This is a genomic window from Prevotella sp. ICM33 (assembly GCF_000517825.1).
GTDB classification, from domain to species: domain Bacteria; phylum Bacteroidota; class Bacteroidia; order Bacteroidales; family Bacteroidaceae; genus Prevotella; species Prevotella melaninogenica.
In genome coordinates this window covers 1-20,905 of record NZ_JACD01000027.1, presented here as the reverse complement: position 1 = coordinate 20,905, position 20,905 = coordinate 1, and the positions used below count along the sequence as shown (strand labels likewise).

18 protein-coding genes are annotated in these 20,905 nt (G+C 37.7%); 6 read left to right on the top strand and 12 right to left on the bottom strand.

Features of this window, described 5'->3' with window-relative positions; all coding sequences use genetic code 11:
• Positions 1-23: 23 nt before the first annotated feature.
• The 5 genes from miaA to HMPREF1505_RS03890 form a co-directional block, all read right to left on the bottom strand.
• Entirely contained in the window at positions 24-935 is a 912-nt protein-coding gene (miaA, locus tag HMPREF1505_RS03910) for a tRNA (adenosine(37)-N6)-dimethylallyltransferase MiaA (protein ID WP_036922848.1), read from the bottom strand.
• Between the two features lie 114 nt (positions 936-1,049).
• Positions 1,050-1,820 carry an acyl-ACP--UDP-N-acetylglucosamine O-acyltransferase gene (gene lpxA, locus HMPREF1505_RS03905; protein WP_036922845.1) on the bottom strand — a complete coding sequence of 257 codons (771 nt, stop codon included), beginning with the start codon at positions 1,818-1,820 and terminating at the stop codon, positions 1,050-1,052.
• Positions 1,821-1,838: 18 nt separating this feature from the next.
• Complete coding sequence (locus tag HMPREF1505_RS03900) at positions 1,839-3,227, bottom strand: bifunctional UDP-3-O-[3-hydroxymyristoyl] N-acetylglucosamine deacetylase/3-hydroxyacyl-ACP dehydratase (RefSeq protein WP_036922842.1); 1,389 nt, start codon at positions 3,225-3,227, stop codon at positions 1,839-1,841.
• A 5-nt stretch (positions 3,228-3,232) separates the two neighbouring features.
• Positions 3,233-4,273 (bottom strand): UDP-3-O-(3-hydroxymyristoyl)glucosamine N-acyltransferase, encoded by a 1,041-nt coding sequence (gene lpxD, locus HMPREF1505_RS03895; RefSeq protein ID WP_036922839.1) that lies wholly within the window; start codon positions 4,271-4,273, stop codon positions 3,233-3,235.
• A 50-nt stretch (positions 4,274-4,323) separates the two neighbouring features.
• Entirely contained in the window at positions 4,324-5,544 is a 1,221-nt protein-coding gene (locus HMPREF1505_RS03890; RefSeq protein ID WP_036922893.1) for an HD domain-containing protein, read from the bottom strand.
• Positions 5,545-5,794: 250 nt separating this feature from the next.
• Between HMPREF1505_RS03890 and HMPREF1505_RS03885 the strand changes: the two genes are divergently transcribed.
• Together HMPREF1505_RS03885 and HMPREF1505_RS03880 are read left to right on the top strand one after the other, a co-directional pair.
• Positions 5,795-6,004: a hypothetical protein gene (locus HMPREF1505_RS03885; protein WP_036922836.1), complete on the top strand. Its 210-nt coding sequence runs from the start codon at positions 5,795-5,797 to the stop codon at positions 6,002-6,004.
• A gap of 122 nt (positions 6,005-6,126) precedes the next feature.
• Positions 6,127-7,668 (top strand): RNase adapter RapZ, encoded by a 1,542-nt coding sequence (locus tag HMPREF1505_RS03880; protein WP_036922833.1) that lies wholly within the window; start codon positions 6,127-6,129, stop codon positions 7,666-7,668.
• Between the two features lie 155 nt (positions 7,669-7,823).
• Here the strand turns inward: HMPREF1505_RS03880 and HMPREF1505_RS03875 are convergent, their stop codons facing one another.
• The gene (locus HMPREF1505_RS03875; RefSeq protein WP_036922830.1) at positions 7,824-8,180 is read right to left on the bottom strand and encodes a MarR family transcriptional regulator; all 357 of its coding nucleotides are present in this window, start codon (positions 8,178-8,180) and stop codon (positions 7,824-7,826) included.
• Between the two features lie 9 nt (positions 8,181-8,189).
• Positions 8,190-8,699, bottom strand: coding sequence for a thioredoxin (trxA, locus tag HMPREF1505_RS03870; protein ID WP_036922827.1), 510 nt, complete (start codon positions 8,697-8,699; stop codon positions 8,190-8,192).
• Positions 8,700-9,479: 780 nt separating this feature from the next.
• Between trxA and HMPREF1505_RS03865 the strand changes: the two genes are divergently transcribed.
• Positions 9,480-10,691: an esterase gene (locus tag HMPREF1505_RS03865; RefSeq protein ID WP_051412308.1), complete on the top strand. Its 1,212-nt coding sequence runs from the start codon at positions 9,480-9,482 to the stop codon at positions 10,689-10,691.
• Between the two features lie 86 nt (positions 10,692-10,777).
• On the opposite strand, the gene sucD is transcribed toward HMPREF1505_RS03865, so the two are convergent.
• From sucD to HMPREF1505_RS03845, 4 genes are all read right to left on the bottom strand, one after another.
• Positions 10,778-11,650 (bottom strand): succinate--CoA ligase subunit alpha, encoded by an 873-nt coding sequence (gene sucD / locus HMPREF1505_RS03860; RefSeq protein ID WP_013264181.1) that lies wholly within the window; start codon positions 11,648-11,650, stop codon positions 10,778-10,780.
• Between the two features lie 12 nt (positions 11,651-11,662).
• Complete coding sequence (gene sucC / locus HMPREF1505_RS03855) at positions 11,663-12,802, bottom strand: ADP-forming succinate--CoA ligase subunit beta (RefSeq protein WP_013264279.1); 1,140 nt, start codon at positions 12,800-12,802, stop codon at positions 11,663-11,665.
• A gap of 65 nt (positions 12,803-12,867) precedes the next feature.
• On the bottom strand, positions 12,868-13,932 hold the full coding sequence (gene buk, locus HMPREF1505_RS03850; protein ID WP_036922824.1) for a butyrate kinase: 1,065 nt from the start codon (positions 13,930-13,932) through the stop codon (positions 12,868-12,870).
• A gap of 30 nt (positions 13,933-13,962) precedes the next feature.
• Positions 13,963-14,874: a phosphate acyltransferase gene (locus tag HMPREF1505_RS03845; RefSeq protein ID WP_036922821.1), complete on the bottom strand. Its 912-nt coding sequence runs from the start codon at positions 14,872-14,874 to the stop codon at positions 13,963-13,965.
• Positions 14,875-15,023: 149 nt separating this feature from the next.
• Here HMPREF1505_RS03845 and HMPREF1505_RS03840 point away from each other — a divergent pair, with 149 nt between their 5' ends.
• The 3 genes from HMPREF1505_RS03840 to HMPREF1505_RS03830 all read left to right on the top strand — a co-directional run bounded on the left by HMPREF1505_RS03840 (position 15,024) and on the right by HMPREF1505_RS03830 (position 19,650).
• Positions 15,024-16,403 carry a toxin-antitoxin system YwqK family antitoxin gene (locus HMPREF1505_RS03840; protein WP_036922818.1) on the top strand — a complete coding sequence of 460 codons (1,380 nt, stop codon included), beginning with the start codon at positions 15,024-15,026 and terminating at the stop codon, positions 16,401-16,403.
• A 166-nt stretch (positions 16,404-16,569) separates the two neighbouring features.
• Entirely contained in the window at positions 16,570-18,486 is a 1,917-nt protein-coding gene (locus HMPREF1505_RS03835) for a nucleoside-diphosphate sugar epimerase/dehydratase (protein ID WP_036922815.1), read from the top strand.
• Positions 18,487-18,522: 36 nt separating this feature from the next.
• On the top strand, positions 18,523-19,650 hold the full coding sequence (locus HMPREF1505_RS03830) for a nucleotidyltransferase family protein (protein WP_036922811.1): 1,128 nt from the start codon (positions 18,523-18,525) through the stop codon (positions 19,648-19,650).
• A 225-nt stretch (positions 19,651-19,875) separates the two neighbouring features.
• On the opposite strand, the gene HMPREF1505_RS03825 is transcribed toward HMPREF1505_RS03830, so the two are convergent.
• The gene (locus HMPREF1505_RS03825; RefSeq protein ID WP_036922808.1) at positions 19,876-20,748 is read right to left on the bottom strand and encodes an endonuclease/exonuclease/phosphatase family protein; all 873 of its coding nucleotides are present in this window, start codon (positions 20,746-20,748) and stop codon (positions 19,876-19,878) included.
• Positions 20,749-20,905 lie beyond the last annotated feature (157 nt).

Sequence of the window (20,905 nt, the reverse complement as noted above, 5' to 3'; positions counted from 1 at the left end):
TAATACGTTTAATACAAAAGTACTTATTTACTTGTATTTGATATCATTGTATGGACATAATTTAAGATTTCTTCAATGTTATCGGGATTAAACCATTGAAAAGCGGTATCTTTTTTATACCATGTGAGCTGTTTGCGAGCATATCTTCGAGTATTACTCTGTATTTTAAATATGGCTTCATCAAGTGTTGTTAAGCCATCAAGGTATTCAAATAGTTCCTTATATCCAACCGTGTTGAGTGAATTCAGAGTTCGCTTAGGATAAACTTGTAGTGCTTCTTCTATCATTCCCTCTTCAATCATGTCTAATACTCGCTGATTGATTCTATTATAAAGTTCGTCTCTATCACGATTTAATCCAACCTTGATGATATTAAAAGGACGATCTTTAATAGTATTGGAACGGAAAGATGTATATGTTTTTCCAGTTTGGATACATATCTCAAGGGCATGGATAACACGACGTGGATTATTCCTGTCAACTATCTTCCAGTGCTCAGGGTCCAGTTCTCGTAACAGATTACACATCTGTTCTAATCCCTCTGCTTCTAAGCGTCTCATCATTTTCTCTCGTATTTCAGGAAGAATCGTCGGGATATCATCAATACCATTACATACAGCGTCAATATACATCATTGAACCACCTGAGAGTAACGAGATAGGTGTGTGCTGGCTGTTAATAATATTAAGTACATCTTGTTCGTATAGGCTTGCAGAATAATAATCTTCTAAATGATGATTACCAACAAAATAGTGTTGTACACGCTGCTGCTGTTCTGCCGTTGGTGCTGCTGTTCCTATAGGAATCTCAGAGAATATTTGTCGGGAGTCAGCATTGATAACAGGTACATTAAAATGCTCTGCAATACGGAGAGTGGTCTCTGTCTTGCCAACGCCTGTTGGGCCAGTGATGACTATTAATGTTTTGTTTTTCAAGCTGATAAATGATTACAAATAATGTTTTCCAACTCGTTTAAGTTGTGGAATACTCAAGCTATTCGTTCGCTTTTAAAGATTCCCCTCCCTTTTGAGAGGGGGAGGGGATAGTCTTTATTTAATGATACCACGTTCAGATGATTCAACAAAGTCTATAATCTTCTGAATCTCTGGCGTAATCTGTAGTTCGTTCTTAATCTTCTGAATGTTCTCGGCGCGTGTACCTGTTCCATAAAGGATGCGGTAAGCATTGTGGATAAGTTCAATGAGTTCATTTGAAAAGCCACGACGGCGAAGACCAATGAGGTTAATTCCCATATAGCGGGCAGGCTCTTTACCAACAATGATATATGGTGGAATATCCATAGAGAAACGGCTTCCACCCTGTATCATAACGTATCCACCAATATGGCAGAACTGATGACAGAGAATGTTAGCAGATATGATAGCGTTATCATCAACTGTCACTTCGCCTGCAAATTTGGTTGCATTACCAATAATGTCACCAGAACCAATAACACAATCATGTGCAATATGTACACATTCCATCAGTAGGTTATTACTACCAACCTTTGTTGTACCCTTTGAAGCCGTACCACGTGAAATAGTAACATTCTCACGAATAGAGTTGTTGTCCCCAATCTCACAAAGTGTTTCCTCATCTCTAAACTTCAAGTCCTGAGGTTTTGTAGAGATACTGGCACCTGGGAATATTTCGTTGTTATTGCCTAAACGTGCACCAACATGGATGGTTACGCTGTTTTGGAACACATTATTATCACCGATAACAGTATTCTTATCGATATAACAGAATGGACCAATTATATTATTATCACCAAGTTTTGCCTCTGGATGAACAAAGGCCAATGGGCTTATCTGGTTCATATGCGTCTTATGAAATTATTACTTGTTCTTTACAATCTGGGCAGTGAATGTAGCCTCAGCAACAACACGCTCTCCAACAAACATATAACCCTTCATTGAACTGATTCCATGACGAACAGGACCAAGAAGTTCAACACGGAACATAAGCGTGTCACCAGGAATAACCTTCTGACGGAACTTAACGTCATCAATCTTCAAGAAGTAAGTTGACCAACGCTCAGGCTCTTCAACCTGAGAAAGTACTAAGAGTCCGCCACATTGAGCCATAGCCTCAACCTGTAATACTCCTGGCATAACAGGTTCCTGTGGGAAGTGACCTTGGAAGAATGGTTCGTTGCTGGTTACATTCTTAATACCAATAATACTTGTTGAACCCATTGCAATGACCTTATCTACCAACTGCATTGGATAGCGGTGTGGTAAAAGCTCACGGATACGGATGTTATCCATCAATGGCTCATCATTTGGATCATACATTGGTGCTTGTATCTCATGCTTACGTATTTCTTTACGCATCAAGCGAGCAAACTTATTGTTTACAGTATGACCAGGACGAGTCGCAATAATACAGCCCTTGATAGGTTTACCAATCAATGCCATATCACCGATGATATCAAGGAGCTTATGGCGTGTACATTCGTTATCCCATTGTAAAGGCTTATGCTGAATATAACCAATGTTATTTGCATCCATACGAGGAACCTTCAAGAGGTCTGCCAATTGGTCAAGTTTCTCTTGTGAAACCTGTTGTTCATAGATAACAATTGCATTATCCAAGTCACCACCCTTAATCAGGTTAGCCTGCAAGAGTGGCATAATGTCACGTACAAAAACGAATGTACGTGCTGGAGCAATCTCGGTTGCATAAGTATTGATATCATCCAATGTAGCAAATTGACTGCTAATAAACTTAGAGTCAAAGTTACACATCGCAGTGATAGAGAACTGCTCGTCAGGGAGAATAGTAATTACAGAGCCATTCTCATCCTTAATCTCAATCTTCTTGCGAATGATATAGTAATCCTTTGGAGCATTCTGATCAACGATACCAACCTCATTGATTTTATCAACATACATTGTTGCAGAGCCATCGAGGATAGGGAATTCTGGACCATTAATCTGTATAAGACAGTTATCAATACCCATTGCATAGAGGGCAGACATACCATGTTCAATCGTACTAACACGTGCCTCACCCTTAGCCAATACTGTTCCACGCTGTGTATCAACAACATTCTCAGCAACAGCATCAATAATAGGCTGTCCATCAAGATCGATTCTTTGTATCTTATAGCCAGTATTTTCAGGGGCAGGATTGAATGTTACAGTAAGACTCAATCCTGTATGAAGTCCCTTTCCGAAGAGGGAAAAACTTCCCTTTAAAGTTTTCTGCTTAACTGTTTCCATGTATGTTATTTATTCTTTTTCAATTCTTCAATTTCTTTCTGCAGTGCATTCAACTGCTTGTACATCTCTGGCAAACGCTGGAAGATAGCCTGTGACTTAAAGTATGGACGCTGCTCCATTGGAGGAGTTCCAATGAGTTGCTGATTACTCTTTAGGCTACCAGGAACACCTGACTGTGCACCGAGGAATACCTTGTCACCGATAGTGATATGACCAGCTATACCCACTTGTCCGCCAAACATACACCATTGACCAACTTTGGTTGAGCCTGCAATACCTACCTGAGCAGACATCACTGTATTCTCACCAATATCATTGTTGTGTGCTATTTGAACAAGGTTGTCAAGTTTTACTCCCTTACGAACGTATGTACTGCCCATGGTTGAGCGATCAATACAAGTGTTGGCACCAATTTCTACGTTATCTTCTATTGTTACAATACCAATCTGAGGTATTTTATCGTAACTATTTGTTTCTGGATTAGGTGCAAAGCCGAAACCATCCGCACCAATTACACAACCAGAATGAAGGATTACATTGCTGCCAATCTTACAACCATGATAAATACTTGCATTTGGATAGACAATACAATTATTTCCCAGCTGCACACCATCCATGATTGTTGCGTGAGGATAAATCTGACAGCCATCACCCAAAGTTACACCATCACCTATATATGCAAGTGCACCGATATAAACATCCTTACCAATTGTTGCTTTCGATGAAACAAAAGCAAGAGAATCAATGCCTTGCTTCTTAGGTTTCATACTTTCATAGAGTTGCAACAATTTAGCAACACAGTCTCGTGCATTCTTCACACGGATAAGAGTAGGCTTTACCTCCTTGTCCAGTTGAATGTCTTCATCTATAAGTACAATGCTTGACTCTGTTTCAAAGAGATAGTGTATATATTTAGGGTTTGCAAGAAAAGAGATAGCTCCTTTCTTACCTTCTTCAATCTTGGCGAAGGTATTAATGGTTACGTTTTCGTCACCTTCAATACGACCTTGTATAAATTGCGATATTTGTTTCGCAGAGAATTCCATTTATATTGCCTTTTATTGATTATAATTTGTGCAAAGATAGGGATTTTTTATTAGAAACGTTGATAAGATAAGTAATATTTGCATATTTTTTTCGAGAGTAATTCAATGTTCAAAATCTCCGATGCTTCGGTTATATCTTTCAATGTTCCGTCTTTGTACAGAATGCTAATATGGTCATCAAAAGGATTGTACATATCTTTCTGTACCCGATTTACTCCAATGAGGTAATCACAATCAGCGAAACTTATCTCATATCGTTCAGAAATCTGTTGTTTAAGTTGATTGATTTCCTCTGCTGTCGGTTCCTTTTCTCGCACCTCTACTTTGAATATTTTTCGATTGATCATGTTTGAAGATAGGAGTGAAAGTATCTTATCTTCATGTTGTTGCCATACTTTAATAGCACTCCATATGTCATTGTCATCCAAAGCTATATAATTATCTAATGCCTTGTCGTCTGTATGGAAAGTTTCAGCTGTAATATCATTGTAAAGGAAGTAACGAAGAGCTGGTGAAGCAAAAAGTTCAACTCCTTCTTTTGCTAATTGTTTTGCTCTATGTAAAGCATTGATAAGAACATTCTCACATCCAACGGTTGTCTTATGCAGATATACTTGCCAATACATAAGGCGACGTGAAGTAAGATAATTCTCGATAGAATAAATACCATTTGATTCGACAACCAAAGCATCATCGACAACGTTAAGCATCTTGATAATACGTGCAGAGCCAATATTGCCTTCTGTCACTCCCGTAAAGAAACTATCACGACGGAGATAGTCAAGCCTATCCATGTCAAGTTGGCTGGAAATTAGCTGATGAAGGTAGAACTTGGGGTATTCATCCTTAAAGATACTAATCGCAAGGTTGAGTGCTCCATGCATGTCTTGGTTGATACAATCCATCATCATCAGCGATATTTCTTCATGAGTAATACCACTAATTAGTGTGTTTTCAAGCACATGAGAAAATGGAGCATGCCCAATGTCATGCATTAGGATGGCAGCTTGTACCGCTTCAGCCTCACTGTCAAAGACAAATACACCCTTTTGTTGTAGCGATATAAGTGCCTCACTCATAAGATGAAAGGCACCTAAAGAATGTTGAAAACGTGTGTGCTGCGCACCAGGATAAACCTCTTGTGTCAATCCTAATTGCTTGATACGTGTCAATCGTTGCATAAGTGGGTGACGTACTATGTCAAGTAACAGTCCACGTGGCACCTTTATAAATCCGAAAACAGGGTCATTAATTATCTTTGCGTCTGTCATCTTATCTATGTTATCTTGCTCTTTTATCATTAAAGTACAAAGATAGTATATTTCCTTTAGACGACAGCCCTTTAATATAAATAATTCTAAGTGTTGATGTAAGAAAGCCTCTTGTTTCGCTAAAATAGAATATATTTGATTATAAGACAGCTATATGCTGACAGCTATAAATTAATAAGATTAGAATAATTAAAATAAAAACTTCTCTGTTTTCATTCCTTATCTGTAATCTTTTCGTTAACTTTGTAGCATGAAACAATTGATTAACTGGAAAGAATTTGCTGTGCTCTTCATCGTTATTGGAGGCATATATTATATTACAAGGTCATGGCTTGTTACTGGTGGTGTTCTTGCACTTCTACTGTTGGTAGATGGCTTACTACGTCAGTATGACCACAAGAAGCGTGGTGAGAAACAAGCTGAAGATATAAAGAAAAAGCTTGAGGAGCAAGACGACTAACTTTTACACATACTTTTTGCAGCTTTCTTCATGTAAAGTTGTGATTTCTTATGTCTCATTATGTAGTGCAAAAACTATGGTTTAATAGTAGTTTACAATGCATCTATATAAGTTAAAGAATTATGGAGCAACTATTAGAACTATATAAGAATTGGAAGGGTAGTAACCCTTCAAACGTAGAAAAGTTAGCAGGAGCAGGTAGTAACCGTGAGTATTACCGAATGTTTGACGAAGAGGGTGATACTGTCATTGGTGTTATAGGAACAAGTCGTGATGAAAATCATGCCTTTATCTATCTTGCTAAACATTTCGAGAAACGACGTTTGCCAGTACCACATATCTATGCTGTATCTGCTGATGAGTTATGTTACCTACAATCAGACCTTGGTAATACGTCACTCTTTGATGCTATACGTGGTGGACGTGAGGCTGGTGGACGCTATAATCTTGCTGAGCAGAAGCTGTTACGCAATGCCATAAGAGAATTACCAAATATTCAGTTGCGTGGCGCAAGAGAACTTGATTTTTCGAATTGTTACCCACAACCAGAATTCAATCAAGAGAGTGTACTCTTTGATTTGAATTATTTTAAGTACTGCTTTCTCAAAGCAACCGAACTCGACTTCCATGAATTGAAGCTCGAAGCAAACTTCCGTATGTTTGCAAAAGATCTAACATCAGAGCAGATGGATTCTTTCCTTTATCGTGATTTCCAAGCACGAAATATTATGTTAGATAAGGAAGGGAAACCATATTTTATTGATTTCCAAGGTGGAAGAAAAGGTCCTTTCTATTATGACCTTGCTTCGTTCTTATGGCAAGCAAGCGCAAAGTATTCTTTCAAATTGCGTCGTGAATTGGTATTTGAATACTATCAGAGCCTTAAGAATTATACTGAGGTGCCTTCTAAACGTCATTTTGTCAACCGCTTGTCATTGTTTGTTCTCTTCCGTACATTGCAAGTTTTAGGTGCTTATGGATTCCGTGGTTACTTTGAACGTAAGAAGCATTTTATCGATTCTATTCCTCCTGCTATACAAAATCTGCGTGATCTCTTGGCATTAGGTGATGATGTTTTCCCATATCCATACATGATGGATATGTTGAAACGTCTCACATTATTACCACAGTTTGCGCATATAGAGAAGCCTGCAGCTAACAGAACAGATGGACTAAAAATAGCAGAGAAAGATATTTATAAGGCTAATCCTTTAGATGGTCCTGCAACTTTCTCTAAATATGATGGTAAAGGACCATTGGTGGTGCGTGTCTTTAGTTTCTCATTTAAGAAGGGTATTCCTGAAGATACATCTGGTAATGGAGGCGGTTATGTCTTTGATTGTAGAAGTACGCATAACCCAGGTCGATACGAACCTTATAAGAAGATTACGGGTTTAGATGAGCCTGTTATCCGCTTCCTTGAAGATGATGGTGAGATACTTGAGTTCTTGAAGCCTGTTTATAAGCTTGCTGACCATCATGTAGAACGTTATATGCAACGTGGCTTTACTGATTTAATGTTTTCATTTGGCTGTACCGGTGGACAGCACCGTTCTGTTTACAGTGCACAGCATCTTGCTGAACATCTTAATGAGAAGTATGGAATTGAGGTGCATATAAAGCACAGAGAACAGGGTATTGAGCAAATATTAAAGGCGAAGTAACTCTGTTGGATTCAAAAGAGTTGGTATCTTGAGATAGTAGATATAAATAGGGACGTATAGTTTGCGAGTTATTAAAATGCTAATTAGCAACTCACACGCTATACGTCCCTATTTTTATTTACCTTTGTCTATTATCAGAAAGATTGCGATATATCTTATATGATTTCTTTTAACTCCTCTGGAACAGCTATGGAATCACAATGAAAATGGTCTAATTTCTCTAAACCATGTTTTGTAATGTGAAACCTCTGGCAGCGTCCATCCTCCGAACAAGCACGGCGGCGAATAAGCGAAGCCTGCTCCAATGAGGCGATTACCTTTGAAGTATTCGAACGTGTCAAGCCCATCTCTTCAGCTATTTCACCAGCCAACATAGGTTTCTCACTTTCTGAGAGTAGACACAACAGCATTGCTTCATTGATGTTTAAGCCTATTTGCTGTTGTAATCCACATTCAAAAGCTGTGATGACACGAAATATCTCGCGAATCTTACTGATACAATGATTGTCCATTATATGTTCTTACTTCAACAAGACAGACTTGATAACCTCCTCAAACTGAGCCTTGTTCATAGCTCCGTTCTGCATTGTAGGTTCACCTGCCTTAGGAATAAAGAGGATTGATGGGATTGAACGAATACCAAAGAGGGCTGCTAACTCACGCTGCTTGTCAACATCAACCTTATAAACGTCAATCTGACCTGCATAATCACTCGCTACTTCCTCGAGAATTGGCGCTGTTGCTTTACATGGACCACACCATGTTGCATAAAAGTCAATAATAGCAGGCTTATCACCCTTAAAGTTCCATGTCTTAGGATTATTCTTAAAATCCATTACTTTCTGCTGGAACATATCTATGTTCATTTCTGTTACACTCATTTTACTTTCCTTTCCTTCATTTTGATTATTTACTTCTGTTTGTTCTGTAGTCATTGCACTGTTATCCTGCTTTTTAGGATTGTTATCTGCTTTACAAGCTGTCAGTGTTAATGCCATAATAGCCACTACAAGTGTTGCTGTACGTTTCATTATATATGTAAATTTTAATTTACCGAAGTTCTTTTACTACTCGGTTTGTTAATGTTTATTTTGTTTCCTAAGGAAAACGTTGCAAAGGTAACAATTATTTTATTTCCCACCAAATTTCCAATGGAAAATTATTCGTTGTACTTCGACTTTTTATTAGATTGTAAGCTGATGGGACTTTGTACTGATAATGCTTCCCTTTTCCGATCTTTATTTGATGTGCTTTTAGTCAACACACATCGTGTTGATGGTTAACACCATTGGTGCTAAGGCTTCGCACTAATGGTGCGGAGCACTAAACACACTGCAAAACCTTACCGAAATGGTATCAACTTGTTGTTAAAGCTGAATCAGTTATTATGCCTAAACATATCTTTAATTAGATAATAAGAAAGAAACTTAAAAGAAAGTGTATGTGTCGTAATGGTGCATGCAGATATTCTTTTATTGCACTTGCCTTTTAGTTTTTTTTGTTTATGAATTTGAATTTATATGATTTTTAATTACCTTTGCCGATGAGTAGTGTCATTTCCAAAAGCATAAACTGATGGGGCAATAAAACGATATAGGGTTTATTGATTTTAAGTGGTATCATAGTAAAAGGTATCTAAAGAAGTGGGGGAGAAGTCTTTATTTTTATCTGACACCTTTTTTACGCATTGATAATAATGTTTTCGGACTTTACAAAGTATATAATCATAATCGAATAAGTGTTTACACTTTGAATATAGATTGTGCATAGATTGAAAATTAAGTTAATGATATAAATTAAAATACGAAATCATGAAAAGGTTTATTCTGTTTTTTGCTTGTCTTACAAGCATTTCATTAGTAGCTGCTCAGGAGGTTCTTAATTGGAAAGATGACGAGATCGTGTCTCCTGTGGTTAATGCTGATAATTCTTTAACTATCAGTCTTTTTGCACCAAATGCAAAGAAGGTTGAACTTACAGGTAATTTCCTATATGCAGGGAAGGAAACTCCAGATAAGTATGCAGATGGTGATTGGAGTCCACAGTTGATGAATAAGGATACAAATGGACGGTGGACACTGACAACTGCACCTTTAAAGCCTGAGTTTTATAGTTATAATCTCATTGTTGATGGTGTAAAGATAACAGATCCAAAGAACATATATATGGTGCGTGATATTGGTAATACATATAGTGTTGCGCTTGTTGGCGGCGGTGTAGATGGCTTGTATGCAGTAAAGAATGTACCTCATGGAACGGTTAGAAAAGTGTGGTATGATAGTCCAACAGCAGGACTTAAACGTCGTATGACGGTTTATACGCCAGCTGGTTACGAAACAAGTAAGCGAAGCTATCCTGTTCTTTACTTACTTCATGGTATGGGAGGAGATGAGAATGCATGGGAAGAATTGGGTCGTGCCACACAAATTCTGGATAATCTTATTGCTGAGGGGAAAGCAGAACCAATGGTTGTGGTAATGCCAAATGGTAATATTTCGCAGGAAGCAGCACCAGGTGAAGGGTCTCGTGGATTTGTTACTGCTGCAATGCGATACCCTAAAACAATGGATGGAAACTTTGAAAAGGCATTTCCTGATATCATCCGGTTTGTAGAAAAGGTTTATCGTGTGAAGAAGGATAAAGCAAACAGAGCTATTGCTGGACTGTCTATGGGCGGTTTTCATTCGATTTATACTGCATTAAATAATCCTGATACCTTTGATTATATTGGCTTATTTTCTGCTGCATTTAATCAAATGGCAAAGGATGGTGATAATCTTTCTCCTATTTATAAGAACATTGACGAGAAGTTTAAGACGTTGTGTAAGAAATCTCCTAAGCTTATATGGATTGGTATTGGTAAGGATGATTTTCTCTCATACGACGATGAAAACCTCCGTGCAGCATTGGATAAAGAATCTTATAAATACGCTTATCTTAAGACGAAAGGCGGGCATACTTGGCGAAACTGGAGAGAATATCTGGCTATATTTGCGCAAAAGCTTTTCAAGCATGTAAAATAAATAAGCGTGTCAGAAATAAAATAGAGGAATATCCACTAAGGATATTCCTCTAAACATTATAGAAAATGGTTTAAATACCAAGCCTTTTACTTCTTTAATTGCTTCTTAAGGAGCTCTGGTATTTCACTTGTCTCACGTGCAACAGGTACACCTACAGCCTCAAAAGCTGCAATCTTTTCGCTTGCAGAACCAGAGCCACTTGAGATAATAGCACCAGCGTGTCCCATCTGTTTGCCCGGAGGAGCTTGCTGACCAGAGATAAATACTGCTACAGGCTTTGTAACATGCTCTTTGATAAACTTAGCTGCACGCTCTTCAGCATCACCGCCAATCTCTCCAATGAGTGCAATACTATCTGTCTCTGGGTCATCCTGGAACATACGGAGAAGTTCCTCGAAATAAAGTCCAACGACTGGGTCACCACCAACACCAACTGCTGTTGATTGTCCTAAACCTGCTTGTGTGAGGTTATACACAACCTCATAAGTCAGTGTACCACTACGGCTGATAACACCCGTATGTCCCTTCTTGAAGATATTAGTTGGCATAATGCCAGCCATACTCTCTTCTGGAGAAATAAGTCCTGGGCAGTTTGGACCAATTACCTTTACACCCTTAATCTTAGCGTAACGTTGTGCTGCAACTGCATCGAGTGTTGGTACGCCTTCAGTGATACAAATGACGAGTTCCACGCCACCATCAATTGCTTCAAGCATTGCGTCTTTTGCGAATGGGGCAGGGACAAAGATAATAGATGCGTTGGCACCAGTTGCTGCAACAGCGTCTTTAACTGTGTTGAATACAGGGATGCCGCATACTTCCTGACCAGCCTTGCCAGGAGATGTTCCACCAACCACATTGGTGCCATATTCCTTCATTTTAGAAGCGTGAAAACTACCATCACGACCTGTAATGCCCTGTACGATTAACTTTGTATCTTTATTGATTAGAATACTCATAACTCTTGTGTTTTAAAGTTTTTTGCTCAGTTCTACAGCTTTATGTCCAGCATCTGCCATACTTGTGCCGACAGTGAAGTGGGTTCCTTCAAGGATGGCTCTACCTTCTGCCTCGTTGGTTCCTGTTAAGCGGATGACAATAGGAATATCAGTTTCGATAACCTTGAATGCTTCCAAGAGTCCGTTTGCAACATCATCACAGCGGGTAATACCACCGAAGATATTGATTAACACTACCTTAACATGCTTATCACTCAAGAGAAGTTTCATAGCTTCAACTATCTTCTCAGGGTTAGAGCTACCACCAATATCGAGGAAGTTAGCTGGTTCGCCACCATATAACTTAATCATATCCATGGTTGCCATTGCAAGACCAGCACCATTTACCATGCAACCGATGCTTCCTCCAAGGTTCACATAGCTGAATCCCTTGTCTTTAGCTTCACGCTCCTTGCGTTCTTCCTCTGTAGGTTCAAAAAGTTCGGCTACATCTGGGTGACGGAAAAGGGCATTATCGTCGAAGGTCATCTTTGCGTCAATGGCTTTCAAAGAACCATCCTTCAACATGACTAATGGGTTGATTTCAGCCAATGAGGCATCCTTCTCAGTAAAGAGTTTATAAATATTCTTGAAGATTGGTACAGCCTGTTTAACCTGTGCCATGTCATCGAAAAGTTTGAAGGCTGCCTCACGTGCAAGATAGTCGCTCATTCCGATAACTGGGTCGATGACAATCTTCTCAATCTTCTCTGGTGTCTCCTTTGCTACCTGCTCGATATCCATACCACCTGCACGGCTCAGCATTAACATAGGACACTTTGACTTACGGTCAACAAGGATACTCATATAGTACTCTGATGCAATGTCTACAGCCTCGCTGACAAGTACTCTGTCTACAATGAACCCCTTGATATTCATACCTAAGATAGCTTCTGCATGCTGACGAATCTCAGTTTCATTACAGCCAAGTTTCACGCCACCAGCCTTACCACGTCCACCCGTGTGAACCTGAGCTTTCACTACGGCTTTCTCAATACCTAATTGCTTGTAGGCTTCAACAGCTTCATCAGGAGTACGGCAAATAATATTGCGGTCTACTGGAAGCCCATAACTTGCAAAGAATTTCTTTGCTTGGTATTCATGTACCTTCATAAGATTTAGTTTTGATTTATAAACTATGTATTAATTGTTTAGGGTTCTTGTACTTGTAGGAGTATTTAATACTCTTTTGCTTCGCGTTCACCTCGAAGAACTGCCAGTGCATTCTCTGTCAAAGCTTGCATCTCATCTTGCCCAGGATAAACATGAATCGGTGCAAGATAGGAGAGACGTTTCTTGAGACGTTCAATAATATAGTCTGACTTTGCCATACCACCTGTCAGCAGAATTGCATCAATGTTGCCACATAGTACTGCTCCTTCTGCTGCTATATTTTTAGCAATATGCCAAATCATAGCAGAAACGACGAGTTCAGCATGTTTGTCACCAGCCTTAATCCAATTTGTTATCTCTCGTAAATCATTTGTTCCGAGATGAGCTATTAGACCTGCCTGGCCACTCACTTTCTCCAATAATTGTTCCTCAGTATATTTCCCACTGAAGCAAAGATGAATCAAGTCAGCTGCAGGTAATGTTCCTGCACGTTCTGGTGAAAATGGTCCTTCACCATCTAATGCGTTATTAGCATCAATAGCTCTCCCTTGTGAATGTGCTGCAATAGATATTCCTCCGCCTAAATGACATATAATAAGGTTAAGCTTTTCATAAGTTGTACCCATGTCTTTAGCAAATCGTCTACCAATAGCTTTTTGGTTTAGGGCGTGCCAAATACACATACGTGGCATAAGAGGAGAGCCTGATAGTCGTGCCTCTGGTTCCATTTCATCTACCACACCAGGGTCTGCAATAAAACTCTTACATCCTGGAATCTCTCTCGCAATCTCATCAGCAATCATACAGCCAAGATCACAAGCATGTTGGTGAATAGCCCGTTGCTGGTCAATTATCATCTGTTCAGTGATTGTAAACACACCACTTGACACTGGTTTTGCAAGTCCACCACGTCCGATGACGGCATCAAAATCCAAAGGAATATTTCTATTCTTTAATTCTTCAATTACAACTTGTTTGCGGAAATGATACTGATCGGATATACGCTTGAATTTACTCAGTTCCTTTCTTGAGTGTGCAATGTCAGCAACGAAGACAGGCTGATCATCATTAGCAAGTGATATCTTAGTTGATGTTGATCCAGGGTTAATAGCTAAAATCTTGTAAGCCATAATGTTTTCTTTATATACCTTATATATATACTATTTGGAGATAAGACTTGCAAGTGCAAGACTATAGTACTTAGATTCAATTGTATCGCCACGACTTGGGAGCACTACTGGCGCCATGGTACCTTGAAGAATGGCTGCTGTTTTCGCATGACAGAAAAGGGTAACGGTTTTATAAAACAAATTACCAGCTTCAATGTCTGGGAAAATTAATGCATCAGTTTCTCCATTGATGGGAGAGTTTATTTGTTTGATTTTCATTGCTTCAACAGAACAAGAGGTAATCAAATCTAATGGTCCATCTATTGTACATTTACCAAAGGCACCAGTTTCAGATTCTGCCTTTAGTGCTCTGTATGAAGCTGTATATGGGAAATGACGTTCGTCCACTTTCTCAGAACAATGGATAAGAGCAATTTTAGGACATTCTATTTCAAAGGCATGACAGAAGTCTACAATATATTGTACTTGTGCTCTTCGCTGTTTGTCATTTGGAGCAGGAATAACAGCTGCATCGGTAAAGAAAAGTAATTTCGGATACTCGGGTAACTTTGCTACGGTTATATGTGTTAATACAGTATCTTTCGGTAAAATTCCAACTTCTTTATCAAGTATAGCACGTAGAAGGACGTCTGTATTAAGAAAGCCTTTCATTACAATGTCAGCCTCACCTCGTCTAATTAATTCAACAGCTTTGCGAGCTGCATCCTCTGGCGATTCTGCAATAATACATTGAAAAGCATTCTTTTTGGCATAGTCTTCCATAGTTTGTTTAGAGCATACTAATATGGGCTCAATGAAACCATCGTGTACAGCTTTACACACAGCTTCTTGTGTATGGCTTTCTTCAGGCCAAACAACTACTGCTCGTTTACAAATCTTCCTTTCTTTAAGAAGATGAATGAGCAACTTAAAGTCATTGATAGTCTTTCTTTCTCCAGGCATAGTTAATCGATTTTCAGTTACAGTTTTATATTGTGACAAAGATAATACTTTGTTTTGAAATATGCTTGATATTTAAAGAAAAAAACAGAAGAAAATTCTTTTTTTTGTATTGGTTGGTGTATATTTGCAAAAGAATTAGAGATTTATATATGAAACGTTTGTACTTTGTTTTACTTGTAAGTACTTTATTTACAGTTGCTACAGCTCAACGTGTAGTACGTAGTTATATTCCTCATGGTGCTTTTTTCTATGATAGTCAGTGGAAAGGAGTTAGTAGTGCTGATAAAGCTGCTTATTATAGAGTTTTGGCTATTGATGATAAGGGGCAGAAGATGTTTTATGATTATTATATTACAGGACAACTTCAAGCAGAGAAACATTATATAAGTATAAACAGACAAAATGATAGAAACACGGTCTTAAATGGCGTGTGTAGAACTTTCCATAAGTCCGGTAGAGTAGAGTCTGTGTTACAATATAAGAATGGTAAAGCAAATGGTCGTGCTTTGTCATTTTTCCCAAGTGGTAACATTGGAATGAAATTATCATATCGCAATGGATTACTTGATGGTCCTTGTTATACTTATACCGAGAATGGTCGTTTAGAATTTACTACTATCTGGCGCAATGGTTCTAAAGTCAATGAGATTAAAGGTGGAAAGGATCATTACATTGATAAAAATACTAATGAAGATGAATTCTGCGAACGATATCGCCATGACGAGGCGTTAATAATGGCACAATCAAAAAGCATCTATAAAGCAAGAGAAAATAAGGAGCAAAATGTTAAAGCTACAAAGAAATTAAATAGTAATCCTACAACTGAATCTAAAGAACCTCAGGGCGCACATGATGATGTGGCAAAGAAGGAACGTATTAATTCTATTAATAATAAGGTGAAAGAGATTGAGTCCAGTCAAACATCAAAGGAGGATAAATATCTTGCTAATATAAAGTATCCAGATACTCCAAAAGAAAAGACTGGAACTATTAGTGATAAGATGTCTTCAGATGGCATAATACCACAGAAAGGAAGATTTAATTTTACTTATCTTCATAGTTTGCTTAGCAAAGAAAATGAAAGGTCAAAGAGTATAGACGTACTAACAGGCATTAGTCATAATTTTCAGTTAAATTCTTCACAAATAATTGATGGGTTTGGAGCCCAGAAGGAAGTTGTTTTTCATCATAATATGATTTATGATGTACAGAATAGCAAGGATAAAGTTACAGGTAGCAAGCCAAGGCAAATAGGCTTCTTTGGCACAATTACCGGAAGTAATCTTTTCATTGATCGTATTAATATTTTCACTTGGTCAGAAGAGGAAATGTATCTTATCGCTCAAGAAGCTATCAATGCTGGCTATAAAACTCTTGGAGGTATAGATTATAAGTCAACAGATGGAAATTTTATTCTTGAGCCAAAGATTAAACCTATGGATTATGGTGAGCGTGAAGTTATTGTCACCTTCACTCATCAGTCAAACCTTTATGCAGGACTTTATCATATTCAAATGGATATAAAATGATGAAATTGTTTTTTTAGATTTATTAAATCAAATATTACTCGGTTGATGTATATCATTTAGTTTTTTTTAGTATATTTGCATCATAAAATTAATTTTCTGCTAAGAAGAGAACGAACAAGTTCATTATTCATAATGAGCAATCACCTGTAAACTATTTAAAGTGATTATGAAAGTATTTGACAAACTGTTGGATTGGTATCTTTCGAGGAATGCATTACCATATTGGGTCATATTGGCTATAGACATTGTTATCTGTTATCTTTCAGGTATCTTTGTCTTTTGGTTATATTATCATGGTGCTGTTTCCCCTCAGCATATTGTATTGTTAAGTAAAACAATCTTTATGTACATGATATTTAACCTTATTGGTTTTAGAATTTTTCGTACATATTCAGGGATTATTCGTTACTCTTCCTTTGTTGATTTGCGTCGAGTAGTATTGGCTATGCTCCTCTCTCTTATTGTTGCAGAGGCAATGCATTATGTTGTTTATCATTGGGATCTTGAATTTGTTCGTCTTCAAGGAAGACAAATTGCAGCAATGTATCTTGTTGCGACCATTGGTATGATGGCCTTTCGTATATTAACAAAGTCAGTTTATGAAGTCTTATTTACTACAGATAAAGGTATTCGCACTTTCATCTATGGTGTAAAAGATGGTGGTGTTGGATTGGCAAAAAGCATTAGAAGTGACGTTCCACGTAAGTTCTTATTGAAGGGCTTTATTGCACATGACCCAGATATCAAAGGTCGAATTCTCATGGGTGAGAAGATTTATCTTGTAGATGATAATCTTGCAGAACATATCAAAGCATTGAGAATAAAGGCTGTTTTAGTATCTCCACTGCAGAATGAGCGTTTCCGTAATGATGCAAAGTTACAGGATATACTTTTAAGTCTTGGTGTACAAATCTTTATGAGTTCAGCGGAGAAAGAATGGACTCAAAATGAAGATTATACGAAGGTTCAACTTAAGGAGATTAGTATTGAAGACTTGCTTCCACGTGATCAAATTAATGTTGACATGGATTCCATTGGTAATCTTTTACGTAATAGGAAGATTATGATTACTGGTTCTGCTGGTAGTATTGGTTCTGAGATGGTACGTCAGATTGCTGTCTATAAACCTGCAGAGCTAATCCTTATTGATCAGGCAGAGACACCTCAGCATAACATTCGCTTGATGATGCAATTTGAATGGCCTGATATTAAGGCGCATACTATTGTTGCAAGCATCTCTAATCAGGAAAGAATGGAGAAGATTTTCCAAACTTATAAGCCTGATTATGTCTTCCACGCAGCTGCGTATAAGCATGTACCGATGATGGAAAATAATCCGTCTGAAAGTATACAAAATAACGTTTGGGGAACAAAAGTTATTGCAGACCTTAGTGTTAAGTACGGCGTTAAGAAATTTGTTATGGTTTCAACAGATAAAGCTGTAAACCCAACAAATGTTATGGGTTGCTCAAAGCGTATCTGTGAGATATATTGTCAAAGCCTTAACAAAATGATTAATGAGCAGGCAAATGGTAAACCTACTACGCAATTTGTTACTACTCGTTTTGGTAATGTATTAGGTTCAAATGGTTCTGTTATTCCTTTGTTCGAGAAGCAGATAAAGGCTGGAGGACCTGTTACTGTTACAGATCCTAACATCATTCGATTCTTCATGTTGATTCCTGAAGCATGTAAATTGGTACTTGAAGCTGGTACACACGGAGGTGGTGGAGAAATCTTCGTGTTCGATATGGGTAAACCTGTTAGAATAGCTGATCTTGCTAAACGAATGATTAAGCTTTCTGGTGCTAAGAATATTGAAATTAAATATACAGGTTTGCGTGCTGGCGAGAAACTATATGAGGAGGTGTTGAGTACAACTGAAAATACACTTCCAAGTTTCCACGAGAAGATTCGTATCGCAGAGGTACGTGAGTACGATTTTAATGAGGTAAACAAGCAAATAGAATCACTTATAGCTTTGAGTCACACCTACGACGATATGGCTATTGTTGAAAAAATGAAAGAAATTGTACCAGAGTATGTAAGTAATAATAGTAAATACTCTGTACTCGATAAATAATTCATTGGTCGAGTAGTGGATTTTTAATTACACTTAATGGAATATAAAAAAGAAGATTCTTCTGTCCTTTTCTTTGAGTTTCTGCGTTTTTGCTTAAAGGAGGATGCTAAGGTACCTGCTAATTTAGCAGAGATGGATTGGGATGCACTCTATAAGTTTGGAAAAAAACAAGCTATTCTTGGTGTCTTATTTCATGGTATAAAGAAGTTGTCAGAATCTCCATATCGTCCTAATAAGGAGCAAATATTTAAGTGGTATGGTGCTTACTCTTATATAGAGCAAGCTAATAAACAAACTTATAAAGATGCAGATGCACTTACAACATTATTACGTGAAAAGTATGGTGTACGTAGTTGTGTTTTAAAAGGGCAAACTAATGCATTGATGTATCCTGATCCCTATATGCGTACATCAGGCGATATAGACCTATGGACTGATGCAAAAACGTTAGATATTATACGTATTTCTCGTGAGTTAGATAGTAAAGGAGAAATCGGATATCATCACATTGAACTGAGTTATTTTAAAACACCAGTAGAAGTTCACTTTTTCCCTTCATTTATGGGAAATTTGTGGCATGAATATAAGTTACGTCGATACTTTGAACAATGTAAAGAGAATCAGTTTAAGCATCTAACAGAGTTACCAGATGGTTTAGGAAAGATTTATACTGTAACAGATGATTTTAATCGTGTTTTTCAGTTGACTCATTTGATGCACCATTTCTTTTTTGAAGGTATTGGTTTAAGACAAATGATAGATTATTATTATTTGTTGCTACGTGGCTTTAGCGAGAAGGAGCGTAAAGAAACTCTTCATGTACTGAAAGATGTCGGGATGTGCAAATTCACAGCAGCTGTAATGTATGTAATGAAAGATATATTTGGTTTACCAGACAAGTATTTACTCTTGGAGCCTAATGATAGAATAGGTAAGATGCTTGTTTCTGAAATATTGATGGCAGGTAATTTTGGTTTTCATGATCATCGTTATTCATTTGCTGGTAAATCAGTTTATTCCCAATATTTTTTAGAAATATATCGAAATCTTCATTTTGCGATAGACTTTCCATCTGAAACCGTATGGGGGCGTCCTATCTCAAGGTGGTGGCATATGATATACAAGGCATATTTGCGTCGCCAACTACGTCGGAGTTCAAAATAAGCGCTTTATTAATATAGAATAGAACTCTTTCCGATTGAAAATATAAGGCTGAATAGTAGTGTTATACGTGAGCACCAATGGTGCTGTGCGTAAACACTAATGGTGTTCAGTACTAACACGATTGGTGTTTTAGTCTTTGTATTGTATCATCAAAGTTGAAATCGCGCTTGAGTAATTAGGTAATCCAGTTCAACTTCTATTGTGTTAGTATAAAGAAGGTGGGTATTACTTTGTAAGAGTCTTATCTTGCGCGAATATAAGTTTTACCATGACGGGATAATGGTCTGAGATATTGCGACGTGATTTACCAAGCCAATAGCTGTTGGTAAAGATAGCATAATGTGGAACTTTAAAATCAGAAGAAACGAAAATATGGTCAATTCGGGATTTACTGCGACTATCCTGCATAAAGTCATTCCATGTTCCAGTAGGTGTCATGCGTTGTAGAGCGTTGGTGTAACAATCACGTAGAACCCCAGAGTTAGAGAAGATTTGATAGATTTCATCTGTTTGGTCTACATTAAAATCGCCCGTCAGAATTGTAGGTAACCCTTTTGATAACTGATTAATGCGTTTTAAAATTAATCGAGCACTCTCTCTCCGTGCCACAGTACCCACATGGTCCATGTGAGTATTGAAGAAATAAAATTGCTTACCCGATACCTTGTCTTGAAATTTTCCCCATGTACAAATACGAATACACGCTGCATCCCATCCCAAAGAAGCTCTTTCAGGAGTAGGAGAGAGCCAGAAATTACCACTATCTAATAAACTAAGTTGATTTTTTTTATAAAAGATTGCTGCGTATTCTCCTTTTTCTTTACCATCGTCTCGTCCAACACCAATATAACCGTAACTATCTAATCCTTTCATTAAATCATGTAGTTGGTCTACAAGTACCTCTTGTGTACCAAATATTTCTGGCTGTTCAAAATTGATGAAGTCACACAAATGTGAACAACGTTGTGTCCATGCATTGCCTTCTTTTTCATCATTTGGGTTGTTATAACGGATATTATAAGTGCCTACATAGAGTCGTTGAGCCGAAAGGCTACAGCTCAGTAGCAATGCAAGGAATAGTGTTGTTAGTTTATTCATGATTTAAGTTCTTTATTGTTCCACAATCTATAATATACTTTTAAATGCAGCTTTATGTTACAAAAGTACATAATGTTTTCCAAAAGTCATTACTCTATTAAGTGGCTCAGTAGAAAAAAGGTGGGGAAATTTTCTTAATTAATATATTTTTCTTTCC